This is a genomic window from Sinorhizobium sp. B11 (assembly GCA_039725955.1).
In the GTDB taxonomy this organism is placed as follows: domain Bacteria; phylum Pseudomonadota; class Alphaproteobacteria; order Rhizobiales; family Rhizobiaceae; genus Rhizobium.
In genome coordinates, this window is the sequence record CP091034.1 from 48,999 (window position 1) to 62,036 (window position 13,038).

Sequence of the window (13,038 nt, forward strand, 5' to 3'; positions counted from 1 at the left end):
AATGGTTCATTTCGGAATCGTTTTCGTGAGGCCTCGAAACCATTGACGCTTCGGCCTATTTGGGCTTTGGAATGCCACCTGATTTCCCCGGAGAAAACCGATGTCCGACGAGGCAGCCCGCATCACGAAGCTGGAAGAAATGCTGGCCCATCAGGCAAAGACGATTGATGAGCTTTCCGATCAGCTTGCCGAACAATGGAAAGTGATGGAGCAGACGCGCGCCAAGCTCGATCGATTGACCGAGCGGTTTTTGAGCCTGGAGGAACAATCGCTGGAAGCGCCGGCAATCACCAAACCGCCGCACTACTGAGCGGGCAGCGCAGCGGAGCCGATGGCCGACCTGCAGAAGGAAAGCGGTTTCGCGCTTCCCGCCTTTGCGATATAGCCCGGAAAGACGAAGCTGAACGAGAGACATCCCATGGCGGCCATCATCCGTTATCACCAAGGCGATATTTCCGCGGCGGACGCCGCCCGTTACACCGGCGCGATCGCGATCGATACCGAAACGCTCGGTCTCGTGCCGCGCCGGGACCGCCTCTGCGTCGTACAGCTTTCGCCGGGCGACGGTTCTGCCGATGTGATCCGCATAGCGGCCGGTCAGAAGGAAGCGCCGAACCTCGTCGCGCTGCTTGCCGATCCGTCGCGCCAGAAGATCTTTCATTATGGCCGTTTCGATATCGCCGTGCTCTTCCACACGTTCGGCGTCACCACTACGCCGGTCTTCTGTACGAAGATCGCTTCGCGCCTCATCCGCACCTACACGGATCGCCACGGCCTGAAGGACAATCTCAAGGAGATGCTCGATGTCGATATCTCCAAGACACAGCAATCCTCCGATTGGGCTGCCGAAACGCTCTCGCAGGCGCAGCTCGAATATGCCGCCTCTGATGTCCTCTATCTGCATGCGCTGCGCGACAAGCTGAACGAGCGCCTGATTCGCGACGGCCGCCTCGAGCACGCGACGGCCTGCTTCGAATTCCTGCCGACGCGCGCCAAGCTCGATCTTCTCGGCTGGGAAGAGGCAGACATCTTCGCCCATAGCTGACATCGGCCTTTAATCGGACATGCGCGCACGGCCGTAGACTGGCGTTTGCGGCCGTTAGCCGTTCGTTAAGATATTTTCACTAACATTCTCTTCAATTTTTATGCATTCGACGGTGCAAAACGCGCCGATGCGGACAGGAGGATCTGCCGGGATGCACGGGGCCGGATGAGCGCGGTCTCGTTGTACGACCTGCTTTCATAGCCACTTTGCGAAAGGAGCGTGCCTGTGTTGTCTCCCATTCGTTCAGCGTCCAATGCAAGCCTTTCTTCTCAGGGTCAGACGGCGGCAATCGTTGCCGGTGGCCTCGGCCGTTCGGTGGTCGCCCCCACCCCGGTAAATGCAGTTGAAGCGGCCGATCTGAATGCCGCGATTGCCGGCAAGCTCAATATTCTGCTCATCGCCGCGCGCCAGCGCATGATTGAAGCACTTCTCGACATCATCAATGCAACAGGGCGCACCATCGCGCTGCAACGCGGTGAAGGCGAATCCGATCAGGCTTTTGCCACCCGTGTCGCCGATGCCATCCGTCGCATGCCCGATGCCCAGATCGACGCGGTCGAGCGCCAGCTTTCCGATGACGGACATAGCTTGCCGCTGAAAATGATCGCCGCTGCCCTCAGGGACCCCACCGGGCCGGAGGCGACCCGTGTCATCACCTATGTCGAGATGATCAACTACAAGGACAGGGATCTCGCAGCCCGTGCCGTGGTCCGCTCCTATCGCCAGAACGATGCCGCACCGCCGCGGATCGAGCAGCGGCCGGAAATCAGGCTTCAGGAAGAAAACCTCCCCGCTACACGTCCGTCTGCAGCAAAGCCGGCTGAAACTGCAACAATGCCTCCTGCCGATGAAATCGCTCCGGCCGAGGCAGCCGCTGTCGTGACAACCGATCTGACTGCTGAAGATCGGCAGACCGGCAGTCAGTCCGCGACAGCGGCGCATGAAGCTTCACCGCAGGCAGCCGCGCAGGCAGAGACAGAAGAAGCCCCGGCCGCATCCGTGGATGGGGAAGCGGTCGAACCGGAACAGGCCGGACCCGCTGCCGAGCAGCAGACAATCTCCGCCAGGGCTGACCCGGTTATCCCGCGCAACTGGACCGGCATCGCCAGTTCCATGACCGAGCAGGTTTCACAGATGATCGCAACGATCATCCGCGAGCAGGAGGCAACTGCCCTGTTGGCGGATACACCTGTCGAAGCCGCCGTCGAAATCGATGCCATGCTGGACGAGGCCGTCATCAGTGAGGCGAAAGAGAGCCTGGTTCGCACAACCCCGGAAGACGTCGTCGAGCCTGCTTCCGCCCAAGTTGCACAGGCTTCTCGCCCGTCCCAGGCGGAAATCGCCGTTGCGGCCCAAGCGGCGCGTCCGGTTCGCGAGATTGCCGCACAGCCTCAGATGCCGGTGCCCGGCGCCATTGTCGAGCCGCCCTCCTATGTCCCGCTCGCGGCACGTATGCCGGACGGTCTGCCCTACGCCCAGACGCCCTACCAGTTCGCTCGCGACGAATATAAGGCAACCAAGGCCGATGAGCCGCCTCATAGGCAACATGAAAATGACGGCTCTCAGGATCAGCAGCAACAGCAGGAGGCGCAATCCGGTCAGGGCGGTGAAGCGCAGCAGGCCGAGGAAGGGGAAGCCCCGCGTGAGGAGCGGCGCCAGCCTAAGATGTTCGATCCCGATCCGTCGACTGCACCGGCAACCGTCGCTGACCCGGTCTATGCTCTTTACCAGCGCATGGTCGGCTGGGAGTAATCCGGAGCAATTCCAGCAAAGCGCCTGACGATTTTGCGTGGGAGCAAGGAATTTAAGAAACCTCCCAAAACGAAAGAACCCGCCGGATTGCTCCGGCGGGTTCTTCATTTCAATGGATCAGCGAAGGATTATTCGCCGCCGCGGTTCTTCAGAGCCGCGCCGAGAATGTCGCCGAGGGAAGCGCCGGAGTCGGACGAACCGAACTGAGCAACGGCTTCCTTCTCTTCCGCGATTTCCAGAGCCTTGATGGACAGCATGATCTTGCGGTCCTTCTTGGAGAAGTTGGTAACGCGGGCATCAACGGTCTGGCCGACCGAGAAGCGTTCCGGACGCTGCTCGTCGCGATCGCGAGCGAGGTCGGCGCGACGGATGAAGGAAGTGATGTCCTCGTGGTTGACGAGCTTCACTTCGATACCACCGTCGTTGACAGCGATGACTTCGCACGAAACGACAGCGTTCTTGCGCAGGTCGCCGGAAGCAGCGGCTTCGCCAACTGCATCCTTGCCGAGCTGCTTGATGCCGAGCGAGATGCGTTCCTTTTCGACGTCGACGTCGAGAACGACAGCCTTGACGACGTCGCCCTTGTTGAACTCCTCGATGACCTGTTCGCCCGGACGGTTCCAGTCGAGGTCGGAGAGGTGCACCATGCCGTCAACATCGCCGTCGAGCCCGATGAACAGGCCGAATTCGGTCTTGTTCTTGACTTCGCCTTCGACTTCAGTGCCAGCCGGATGGCTGCGGGCGAATGCTGCCCACGGGTTTTCCAGCGTCTGCTTGAGGCCGAGCGAAATACGGCGCTTGGACGGATCGACTTCGAGAACGACGACTTCGACTTCCTGGCTCGTGGACAGGATCTTGCCGGGGTGAACGTTCTTCTTGGTCCAGGACATTTCCGAGATGTGGATCAGGCCTTCGATGCCCGGCTCCAGCTCGACGAACGCACCGTAGTCGGTGATGTTCGTAACGGTACCGGAAATCTTCTTGCCTTCCGGATACTTGGCCTGGATGCCATCCCACGGATCGGACTCGAGCTGCTTCATGCCGAGCGAGATGCGGTGGGTTTCCTGGTTGATGCGGATGATCTGAACCTTGACCTGCTGGCCGATGTTCAGGATTTCCGACGGATGGTTCACACGGCGCCATGCCATGTCGGTGACGTGCAGCAGGCCGTCGATGCCGCCGAGGTCAACGAACGCACCGTAATCGGTGATGTTCTTGACGACGCCGTCAACAACCTGGCCTTCTTCGAGGTTCTGAACGATTTCAGAACGCTGTTCGGCACGGGATTCCTCCAGAACCGTACGGCGCGAAACCACGATGTTGCCGCGACGCTTGTCCATCTTGAGGATTTCGAAGGGCTGCGGGTTGTGCATCAGCGGGGTAACGTCGCGGATCGGGCGGATATCGACCTGAGAACGCGGCAGGAAGGCGATCGCACCGTCGAGATCGACCGTGAAGCCGCCCTTGACCTGGTTGAAGATAACGCCTTCGACACGCTCGCCAGCTTCGAACTTGGCTTCGAGCTTGACCCAGCTTTCTTCGCGGCGAGCCTTCTCGCGCGACAGAACGGCTTCACCGAGCGCGTTTTCGATACGCTCGACGTAAACTTCGACTTCATCGCCAACCTTGAGCTGGCCGTCCTTGGCGCGGGCGCCGAATTCCTTGAGCGCGATGCGGCCTTCGACCTTCAGGCCGACGTCAACAACGGCGACATCCTTTTCGATGCCCGTGACGATGCCCTTGGTAACATAGCCTTCAGCCAGATCATTCTTGGCAAAGGACTCTTCGAGAAGGGCCGCGAAATCCTCGCGAGAGGGAGTTGCTACTGACATAAAATCTCCTGCGTGGCCTTCGATAGCGTCAAGGCTCACGTATGCGCCGGTTGGTTCGAGTTGAATGGGCCTGAACCCAGTCCGCCCTCTTTCAAGAAGGCAATCCGGCGCTTGGACGGAATTTCAGGCTTGCTTTCGCATGAGCGTCCCGCGCACGAACACGGAAACCGCTTGATTTAGGCATTTCGGCTCAAGGCGGCGTCGATAATCGACTGAGCAGCTTGAAACGCGGCCTCTATACTCATTTCCGACGTGTCAAGCAAGTGCGCATCGACGGCCGGCTTCATCGGGCTGTCCGCCCTGTTCATGTCGCGATCGTCGCGTCGTTTGACGTCCTCGAAGATTGCGTCGAAATCTGCTGTACCCCCCTTGCCGATAATCTCGTCGTAGCGGCGTCTTGCGCGCACTTCCGGCGATGCCGTCACATAGAGTTTCACAGGTGCCGCAGGGCAGACGACGGTGCCGATATCGCGCCCGTCGAGAACCGTTCCTGGCACCTTCTTAGAAAACCGCCTTTGCGCCTCGACCAGCGCCCGGCGCACTGCCGGCATGACAGCAATTTTCGATGCGGCCTCACCGATCTCGTGTCTCGACAATATATCGCGATCCAGTCCGGCGAGTTCAACCTCACGTGCCATCTTTTCGGCGACAGTCTCGTCATCAAGTGGCAGTCCGGCATCGATGAGCGCCTTGGCCGTCGCCCTGTAGGTCAGACCTGTATCGAGGTGATGGAAGCCGTATTGCTCGGCGATCCCTCGCGAAAGCGTGCCCTTGCCCGCCGCGGCCGGACCGTCGATGGCGATGATGAAACTGTCCGTCATGACGTCATTCCGTGCCAAGGCCGCCATAGCGGCGCACCAGTTCCTGCATTTCGGCCTGCTCTGCCATTTCGGTGAGGCCCTTGGCAACACCTTCGCGGTCGGCAACCGGCCGATTCTGGCTGACTTTCCATTTACCGTCGATCTCGGCGATTTCGATTTCGATGCCGACAATGCCTTTCAGTTGCGCACGGACGAAATCGTCAGGTGCATCGCTGACGGCCCACGGCTTTTCACGCAGGCCCTCCTGCTGACCGGTGAGCGCGTTGATCTGCGCCAGGAGCCAGGCGGCATCTTCGATCACCCGTGCAGGCCCGCGCGCCTGCACGACCGCATAGTTCCAGGTCGGAACCACTTTGCCGGTCTCGGTCTTGGTCTGGTACCAGGACGGCGTGATATAGGAATCGACCCCCTGGAAGACGGCAAGTATGGGTGTACCGGCGGCGATATCGCGCCACTGACCGTTCGCGCGCGCCAGATGCAGCCGCAAGGTTCCTTTGCCGGAAGCCTCAGCATCAAGATGGAATGGCACCGAATTGGCAATCAGACCGGAGGCGCCCGCCATGATCAGCAGGCCAAGCGGATGTGCGCGGATAAGCGCATGCTGCACATTGAGATCATCCTCGCGAAAATGCGGTGGCTGGTACATGTCAGGCCCGTTCGATCTCTGCCCCAAGGCTTTTCATCAGATCCATGAACTGCGGAAAGCGGGCCGCAATCATGCTGCTGTCATCGATACTGACAGGATGCTCCGAAGCCAATCCCATGACAAGGAAACTCATGGCGACGCGATGGTCGAGATGCGTAGAGACCGGCACAAGGCCTGCATTGCCGAGCCCCTTTCCGTCCGGCCGGCCGGTGACCGCAAGCCAGTCCAGGCCTTCCTCGCAATCGACGCCGTTGAGCTTAAGCCCTTCCGCAATGATTGAGAGCCGCTCCGGCTCGTTGATCCGCAGTTCCTGCAGCCCATTCATGACCGTCCGGCCCTTGGCGAAGCCGGCGGCGACAGCAAGAACAGGATAGTCGTCCATCATCGATGGCGTCCGCTCGGCTGGAACGGTGGTTCCGGTCAGTTCGGAATGACGCACCCGCAAATCCGCCACATCCTCGCCGCCCGAAACCCGCAGATTGAGGATCTCGATATCTGCACGCATCTCCCGCAGTGTCAGGATCAGTGCTGCCCGCATCGGGTTCATCAGTACATTGGAAATGACGATGTCGGAGCCTGGCACCAGCAAAGCCGCCACCAGCGGGAAAGCGGCGGAGGAGGGATCGCCCGGTACATCGATCTTCTGGCCGATCAGCCTGCCGCGTCCCTGCATTCGAACCGTCCGAGTGCCCTCCTTGTCGGTCTCAGCGGACAGTTCTGCGCCGAAGCCGGCCAACATCTTTTCCGTATGGTCACGCGTGATCGCCGGTTCGATAACCGTCGTCACACCCGGAATGTTGAGGCCGGCCAGCAGTATCGCCGACTTCGCCTGCGCGGAGGCGAGGGGCAGGGTGTGGTGGATCGGGGATGGCGTTTCCGGCCCACGCAGCATAACCGGCAGGCGATCGCCCTCAACTGACTTCACCTGAACACCCATGCGGCGTAACGGATCAAGCACGCGGCCCATCGGCTGCCGGGAAAGCGAGGCGTCGCCGGTAAAGACGGTGTCGAAATCATAGACGCCGGCAAGGCCCATGATCAGGCGTACGGCAGTGCCGGAACTGCCAAAATCGAGCGGAATCTCCGGCGCAAGCAATGCGCCGTTGCCTGTCCCGTTGATGATCCACGTGTCGCCCTCCTTGCGGATCACGGCACCCATGGCCTGTATCACCTTCGCAATATTAAGCACATCCTCGCTTTCGAGGAGCCCGGTAATACGCGTTTCGCCCGATGCCAGTCCGCCGAGTATCAGTGCGCGAGGCGAGATCGACCTGTCGCCGGGAATACGGACGGTTCCGGAAAGCCCGGAGGATTTGCGGGCGATGGCCGGCTTCGATGCGGAACCCTGCGACATGGGTTAATCCCTTGCAAAGGCGATATATTCGCGCCACTCACGGCTTGGTGCCGGTATGTCTTTCCGGTCGGCCTTGCGGCAATCGCGGTTGGTTAGCACAAACTTGCCGAGCGGTCATCCGGCAGGCTGGGCGAAAGCCTGAGGCCCCCCGTGAAGTTTAGCTTTGACACGGGAAGCCGTACCGATTAAGGGGACCGGCTTATAAATTCCGAATAGAACGCCGGTTTGACGGCATTTGCCGAATCTTGCATTCGGCCATTCTCACGAGGCTTATAGTGGCGAAAGCGGAACTTGGAACCAAGCGCACCGATCCGGAAACCGGCAAGAAGTTCTACGATCTGAACCGGGACCCGATCGTTTCTCCTTATACCGGTAAATCTTACCCCCTGTCCTTCTTCGAAGAAACCTCGGCAGTCGCCGAAGTTCAGGATGAGGACGAGGTTGCCGAGGTCGATACCGAAAACACCGAAGTCGAACTGGTTTCGCTCGAGGACGCCGATGACAATTCCGGCGGCGACGACATCCCCGATATGGGCGATGACGATGTCGAAATCGAAGGCGATGACGACGATACCTTCCTCGAAGCCGACGAAGATGACGAAGATGACGACATGAGCGACATCATCGGCGTCACCGGCGACGAAGACGAAGTCTGATCGAACGAATACCGGCCCGGATGACAAAAATATTCCGGGCCGGATTTTTTAGGCTTGCCATCTGCGAAAACCGCAAGTAAGAAGCCGCCACTCCAGAGGAAACGCCCTCCGGAGTATCCCAGGACCGGCCAGACCGGACCATCTTGATGGGGCTATAGCTCAGCTGGGAGAGCGCTTGCATGGCATGCAAGAGGTCAGCGGTTCGATCCCGCTTAGCTCCACCAAATCTTTCCAGATTGCACTTCAAAAAGCATTTTAGGTCAGCATAACTGACATCTGTCAGGATTGTTCAGTTGCCGGTTTGCCAACAGCTGGAAACGGGTTTTCATATCCATCGTTGACGCCGGCCGATTCGGCGCCTCCCGGACCCGGACCATGACACGAGCAAGACGTCGCCGCATCATCAGAACCCGCAGGACCGCGACCGGACTGGCGCTGGTCGGCTCGATTTCCTTTCTGGCTGGCATGACGGATGCGACCGGCCTGCTTCTGACCGGCGACTTCGTATCCTTCATGACGGGCAATACGACGCGCGCAGCATTGGCGCTGAGCAGCGGCGATGTCAGGCATGCTGCCGTGCTTGTGTCGGCCATCATCGTCTTCGTGCTCGGCAATGCCGCCGGCATTGTCGTCGCGCATCGGGCCGAAAGGCGCATCTTCGTCGTGCTCTGCTGTGTCAGCCTCATGCTGGCGCTGGCCTCGATGATGACGCTACAGGATCTGCTAATGGCGCGGTTCTATATGATCGTTCTCGCAATGGGCATGGTGAATGCGGCGGTCGAGCATATAGAAGGGCTGCCGATCGGTCTGACCTATGTGACCGGTGCGCTGTCGCGTTTTGGTCGCGGCATTGGCCGCTGGATTATCGGCGACCGTCGCCTCGACTGGGTGATCCAGATCGTGCCGTGGGGTGGCATGGTGCTCGGGGCCATCAGCGGAGCCCTCATGACGCGTCTTGTGGGCGCACAGGCGCTGTGGCTGGTCTCCATTTTTGCCATGGCGCTGGCGATTGTGGCTCTGTTTATTCCCCGCCCGCTGCAGCGTCGGTTCAATCAGAAGATCGCTTCCCAAACGCATCAGGTGCACAGCAGGCGAGCCTGAGCGTCGCGGAGTTGAGGGGGGCCGCCGCCCTTCGCGAAGGATACAGCTCCGTCGGCCGTACCTCAGCGCTCTTTCCGCGCCGATCCTATTTCTTGGAGATGGTGACGAATTTCGTACCCCGCACGCGGGTGGTGACGATGCAAGGATCGCCGCCGGTGCGGTCGCAGAAGCGCGGGTTCATCTTCATGGCGAGCACCATGTTGCCGAAACGCTGGACGAAGTCGTAGCCGTAGATCTGCGCGGTGGCGATCATGAAGTAGCCGCCTTCCGCCACCTGAAGATAAAAATTATAGGTGCAGCCGTCTTCGTTGCATTGCGGACCCTTCTGGCCGTCGCAGGTAAGTTGACCCTCGTTGACGACGGCGTCCATCAGCCCGTCATTGTTGATATCCTGACGAATAAGAAAGCCGTCACCGAAGGATGCGTCCGTGCACTGCTCCTGGAAATGCTTCTTTTCGTAGATCTCCGGGTCGGAGATCAGCGATTGCTGTGCGACGGCTGCGACTGGCATCACCAGCAGCAAAATGACGTTCAGGAGTACGGGCAGCAGCGTCTTCACGGCTTTCCTCTTATGGATAAAGGCTTCTCTGGCCTTCCATTCTCCATGCGCCGCCTTGCGCCGCCCTTGCCGCAATGATTCAGTGTGCCCCGTTCTGCCGGTCTGGAGGCCTCGATGTCATTGCTCGTCTATCTCGATTATGCCGGCATCGCCCTGTTTGCCGCGACGGGCGCGCTCGCCGCCTCGCGAAAGCAGCTGGACCTGATCGGCTTCCTGTTCTTTGCGATCGTGACGGGAACAGGCGGTGGCACTGTGCGCGATATCATTCTCGGCCGCGTACCGGTCTTCTGGGTGTTGAATCCATTCTACATCGTCATCTGCTGTATTGTGGGAGTCGTCGTCTTCTTTACCGCCCATCTGCTGGAATCGCGCTATCGCCTGCTGATCTGGCTTGATGCGGTCGGTCTTGCCGCCTATTGCGTGCTTGGCGCCGCCAAGGGACTGGCCGCTACTGGTTCGCCGACGATTGCCATCGTCACCGGCGCCCTGACGGCGACCTTCGGCGGCATTCTGCGCGATCTTCTCGCAAACGAGCCTTCGGTGCTGTTGCGGCCCGAAATCTACGTGACGGCGGCGCTGGTCGGATCGGGCGTCTTTACCGGCGTCAATGCGCTTGGCGCCGAGCTCTACGTCGCATCGGCCTGCGGCGTCGCGGCGGCCTTCGCAGTGCGCGCTGGAGCGTTGTGGTTCGGCTGGACATTCCCGACCTACAAACACATGCCAGGCCGGCATCCCGACGATGTGATGTAAGATCAGCCCCGCTTCTGGCGCAGGCGGATCACCACGTCGACATGGGCAATTTCCATGCCTTCGGGTGGCTGCGGCAGATTGTCGATGGTCAGATTGCTGATCGGAATATCGAGCACCTCGTTTTCGCCTTCGACAAAAAAGTGATGGTGGTCGGAGACATTGGTGTCGAAATAGGTCTTGGCGCTCTCGACGGCGAGAACGCGGATCATGCCGGCTTCGGTGAACTGGTGCAGCGTATTGTAGACGGTCGCAAGCGACACCGGCACACCGGCGCCAACCGCCTCCTCGTGCAGTTCCTCGACGGTCAAATGCCGGTCGCCCTTGGCAAACAGGAGATCGCCAAGCGCAACGCGCTGGCGGGTGGGACGCAGGCCTGCGCTGCGCAGCCTGACCTCAATGGCGATCGGGGTCTCACCCGTCATTAACACCAACTCCGGTTATTCTGGCGAAAAGCAATCATGTTTGTTCAAGCGATATAACTTTTGCGCAAAAGCCTTTCAATAGTTCAATGGGGACAAGAGCCTTCGAAAGGCCGCAAAAACGGGCTTTTGACGCAAATAGCTCTGGTCGCGGCCTTGGCCTTCCTGTATGCGACCACCAAATAGTGGCTTATACCCGGTCCAGAACCAAAAAATGAAGCTGCCATGCTTGCGCTTCATTTTCTGAGGAACTTGGACTAAAGACACACATCCATCGCCAAGAACGCGGGGGGAAACAGAGATTTATGACGACCAGACAGTCCAGCTACTCCTACGAAGAACTTATCGCCTGCGCACATGGTGAACTGTTCGGGCCTGGCAATGCGCAGCTGCCGTTGCCACCCATGCTCATGGTTCATCGCATCACGGACATTTCCGAAACGGGCGGCGCCTTCGAAAAGGGCTATCTACGGGCCGAATACGATGTTCGTCCCGACGACTGGTATTTCCCCTGCCATTTCGAAGGCAACCCCATCATGCCGGGCTGCCTCGGCCTCGACGGCATGTGGCAGTTGACCGGTTTCTATCTGGGTTGGCTCGGTGAACAGGGCCGCGGCATGGCGCTCTCGACCGGCGAAGTGAAGTTCAAGGGCATGGTTCGCCCGCACACGAAGCTGATTGAATACGGCATCGACTTCAAGCGCGTCATGCGTGGCCGTCTGGTGCTCGGCACCGCTGACGGCTGGCTGAAGGCGGACGGCGAAACCATTTATCAAGCGACCGATCTTCGCGTCGGTCTCTCGAAAGATAAGACGGCCTGAAAACCGCATTTCGAGCGGCTCACGAAAACAACAAGGGTTTGATCAGATGAGACGGGTAGTTGTCACGGGTCTAGGTGTCGTGTCTTCGATCGGAAACGACGCGGCCGAAGTCACCGAATCCCTGCGCCAGGCAAAGTCCGGTATTTCCTTCTCCAGCGATTTCGCTGAACACGGTTTCAAGTGCCAGGTCTGGGGCAGCCCCAAGCTCGGCGCAGACAAGCTCGCCGAACTGGTGGATCGCCGCGCGATGCGCTTCCTGTCGCAGGGCGGCGCCTGGAACCACGTCGCCATGAAGCAGGCGATCGCCGATTCCGGCCTCGAAGACAAGGAATACAGCGAAAACGAACGCGTCGGCATCATCATGGGCTCGGGTGGCCCGTCCACGCGCACGCTCATCGAAGCCGCCGAGATCACCGTCAAGAACAACAGCCCGAAGCGCATCGGCCCCTTCGCCGTGCCCAAGGCCATGTCGTCTACCGCATCGGCAACGCTCGCTACTTGGTTCAAGATCCACGGGGTCAACTATTCGATCTCGTCTGCCTGCTCCACGTCCGCGCACTGCATCGGCAATGCCGTGGAAATGATCCAGTGGGGGAAGCAGGACATGATGTTTGCCGGCGGCCATGAAGACCTCGACTGGACCATGTCGAACCTCTTCGACGCCATGGGCGCGATGTCCTCCAAGTATAACGATACGCCGGATACAGCTTCGCGCGCCTACGACGTCAGCCGTGACGGCTTCGTCATCGCCGGCGGCGCCGGTGTGCTCGTCCTCGAGGAATTGGAGCACGCCAAGGCGCGCGGCGCCAAGATCTATGCCGAAATCATCGGCTACGGCGCGACGTCCGACGGCTATGACATGGTCGCCCCCTCGGGCGAGGGTGCTATTCGCTGCATGCGTCAGGCGCTGGCGACCGTGAAGGGCGACGTCGACTACATCAACACGCACGGCACGTCGACCCCGGTGGGCGACAGCAAGGAAATCGGCGCCATCCGCGAAGTCTTCGGCGAAAAGATGCCGCATATCCAGTCCACCAAGTCTTTGACGGGCCATTCGCTCGGCGCCGCCGGCGTGCAGGAATCAATCTATTCCCTGCTGATGATGCAGGAAGGCTTCATTGGCGAAAGCGCGCATATCAAGGAACTCGATCCGGAATTCGAAGGCGTGCCGATCGTCCGCAAGCGTATCGACAATGCCAAGATCGACATTGCTCTCTCCAATTCCTTCGGCTTCGGCGGTACCAACGCCACGCTCGTATTCCAGCGCTATAACGGACAATAA

14 protein-coding genes and 1 tRNA gene are annotated in these 13,038 nt (G+C 59.8%); 9 read left to right on the forward strand and 6 right to left on the reverse strand.

The window, feature by feature from the left end:
- Positions 1-100: 100 nt before the first annotated feature.
- The 3 genes from LVY75_09975 to LVY75_09985 all read left to right on the forward strand — a co-directional run bounded on the left by LVY75_09975 (position 101) and on the right by LVY75_09985 (position 2,797).
- Positions 101-310 carry a SlyX family protein gene (locus tag LVY75_09975; GenBank protein ID XAZ23577.1) on the forward strand — a complete coding sequence of 70 codons (210 nt, stop codon included), beginning with the start codon at positions 101-103 and terminating at the stop codon, positions 308-310.
- 108 nt (positions 311-418) lie between these two features.
- Positions 419-1,045: a ribonuclease D gene (locus LVY75_09980; protein XAZ23578.1), complete on the forward strand. Its 627-nt coding sequence runs from the start codon at positions 419-421 to the stop codon at positions 1,043-1,045.
- A gap of 225 nt (positions 1,046-1,270) precedes the next feature.
- Positions 1,271-2,797 (forward strand): hypothetical protein, encoded by a 1,527-nt coding sequence (locus LVY75_09985; protein XAZ23579.1) that lies wholly within the window; start codon positions 1,271-1,273, stop codon positions 2,795-2,797.
- 128 nt (positions 2,798-2,925) lie between these two features.
- Here LVY75_09985 and rpsA read toward each other — a convergent pair whose 3' ends face one another.
- The 4 genes from rpsA to aroA all read right to left on the reverse strand — a co-directional run bounded on the left by rpsA (position 2,926) and on the right by aroA (position 7,450).
- The gene (rpsA, locus tag LVY75_09990) at positions 2,926-4,629 is read right to left on the reverse strand and encodes a 30S ribosomal protein S1 (GenBank protein XAZ23580.1); all 1,704 of its coding nucleotides are present in this window, start codon (positions 4,627-4,629) and stop codon (positions 2,926-2,928) included.
- Positions 4,630-4,805: 176 nt separating this feature from the next.
- Positions 4,806-5,450: a (d)CMP kinase gene (cmk, locus tag LVY75_09995; GenBank protein XAZ23581.1), complete on the reverse strand. Its 645-nt coding sequence runs from the start codon at positions 5,448-5,450 to the stop codon at positions 4,806-4,808.
- 4 nt (positions 5,451-5,454) lie between these two features.
- Complete coding sequence (locus LVY75_10000) at positions 5,455-6,096, reverse strand: FMN-binding negative transcriptional regulator (protein XAZ23582.1); 642 nt, start codon at positions 6,094-6,096, stop codon at positions 5,455-5,457.
- A gap of 1 nt (position 6,097) precedes the next feature.
- Positions 6,098-7,450, reverse strand: a complete 1,353-nt coding sequence (gene aroA, locus LVY75_10005) for a 3-phosphoshikimate 1-carboxyvinyltransferase (GenBank protein XAZ23583.1) — start codon at positions 7,448-7,450, stop codon at positions 6,098-6,100.
- Between the two features lie 275 nt (positions 7,451-7,725).
- On the opposite strand from aroA, the gene LVY75_10010 reads away from it, so the two are divergent.
- The 3 genes from LVY75_10010 (at position 7,726) to LVY75_10020 (ending at position 9,207) form a co-directional block, all read left to right on the forward strand.
- Positions 7,726-8,106, forward strand: a complete 381-nt coding sequence (locus LVY75_10010) for a TIGR02300 family protein (protein XAZ23584.1) — start codon at positions 7,726-7,728, stop codon at positions 8,104-8,106.
- Positions 8,107-8,254: 148 nt separating this feature from the next.
- Positions 8,255-8,330 (forward strand) — tRNA-Ala (locus LVY75_10015).
- 151 nt (positions 8,331-8,481) lie between these two features.
- Positions 8,482-9,207, forward strand: a complete 726-nt coding sequence (locus LVY75_10020; protein XAZ23585.1) for a DUF1275 domain-containing protein — start codon at positions 8,482-8,484, stop codon at positions 9,205-9,207.
- A gap of 85 nt (positions 9,208-9,292) precedes the next feature.
- Here the strand turns inward: LVY75_10020 and LVY75_10025 are convergent, their stop codons facing one another.
- Positions 9,293-9,766, reverse strand: coding sequence for a hypothetical protein (locus LVY75_10025; GenBank protein XAZ23586.1), 474 nt, complete (start codon positions 9,764-9,766; stop codon positions 9,293-9,295).
- Positions 9,767-9,880: 114 nt separating this feature from the next.
- Between LVY75_10025 and LVY75_10030 the strand changes: the two genes are divergently transcribed.
- Positions 9,881-10,516, forward strand: a complete 636-nt coding sequence (locus LVY75_10030) for a trimeric intracellular cation channel family protein (GenBank protein XAZ23587.1) — start codon at positions 9,881-9,883, stop codon at positions 10,514-10,516.
- Between the two features lie 2 nt (positions 10,517-10,518).
- On the opposite strand, the gene LVY75_10035 is transcribed toward LVY75_10030, so the two are convergent.
- Positions 10,519-10,938: a transcriptional repressor gene (locus LVY75_10035; GenBank protein ID XAZ23588.1), complete on the reverse strand. Its 420-nt coding sequence runs from the start codon at positions 10,936-10,938 to the stop codon at positions 10,519-10,521.
- Between the two features lie 302 nt (positions 10,939-11,240).
- Here LVY75_10035 and fabA point away from each other — a divergent pair, with 302 nt between their 5' ends.
- A complete protein-coding gene (gene fabA / locus LVY75_10040) occupies positions 11,241-11,756 on the forward strand; it encodes a 3-hydroxyacyl-[acyl-carrier-protein] dehydratase FabA (protein ID XAZ23589.1) in 516 nt (171 codons plus the stop codon).
- A 46-nt stretch (positions 11,757-11,802) separates the two neighbouring features.
- Positions 11,803-13,038, forward strand: coding sequence for a beta-ketoacyl-ACP synthase I (fabB, locus tag LVY75_10045; GenBank protein XAZ23590.1), 1,236 nt, complete (start codon positions 11,803-11,805; stop codon positions 13,036-13,038).

Bases quoted from the DNA above. Each gene is read 5' to 3' on its own strand.
- LVY75_09975 (XAZ23577.1), top strand. From the start codon at position 101: ATGTCCGACGAGGCAGCCCGCATCACGAAGCTGGAAGAAATGCTGGCC.
- LVY75_09980 (XAZ23578.1), top strand. From the start codon at position 419: ATGGCGGCCATCATCCGTTATCACCAAGGCGATATTTCCGCGGCGGAC.
- rpsA (XAZ23580.1), bottom strand. From the start codon at position 4,629: ATGTCAGTAGCAACTCCCTCTCGCGAGGATTTCGCGGCCCTTCTCGAA.
- cmk (XAZ23581.1), bottom strand. From the start codon at position 5,450: ATGACGGACAGTTTCATCATCGCCATCGACGGTCCGGCCGCGGCGGGC.
- LVY75_10000 (XAZ23582.1), bottom strand. From the start codon at position 6,096: ATGTACCAGCCACCGCATTTTCGCGAGGATGATCTCAATGTGCAGCAT.
- aroA (XAZ23583.1), bottom strand. From the start codon at position 7,450: ATGTCGCAGGGTTCCGCATCGAAGCCGGCCATCGCCCGCAAATCCTCC.
- LVY75_10020 (XAZ23585.1), top strand. From the start codon at position 8,482: ATGACACGAGCAAGACGTCGCCGCATCATCAGAACCCGCAGGACCGCG.
- LVY75_10030 (XAZ23587.1), top strand. From the start codon at position 9,881: ATGTCATTGCTCGTCTATCTCGATTATGCCGGCATCGCCCTGTTTGCC.
- LVY75_10035 (XAZ23588.1), bottom strand. From the start codon at position 10,938: ATGACGGGTGAGACCCCGATCGCCATTGAGGTCAGGCTGCGCAGCGCA.
- fabA (XAZ23589.1), top strand. From the start codon at position 11,241: ATGACGACCAGACAGTCCAGCTACTCCTACGAAGAACTTATCGCCTGC.
- fabB (XAZ23590.1), top strand. From the start codon at position 11,803: ATGAGACGGGTAGTTGTCACGGGTCTAGGTGTCGTGTCTTCGATCGGA.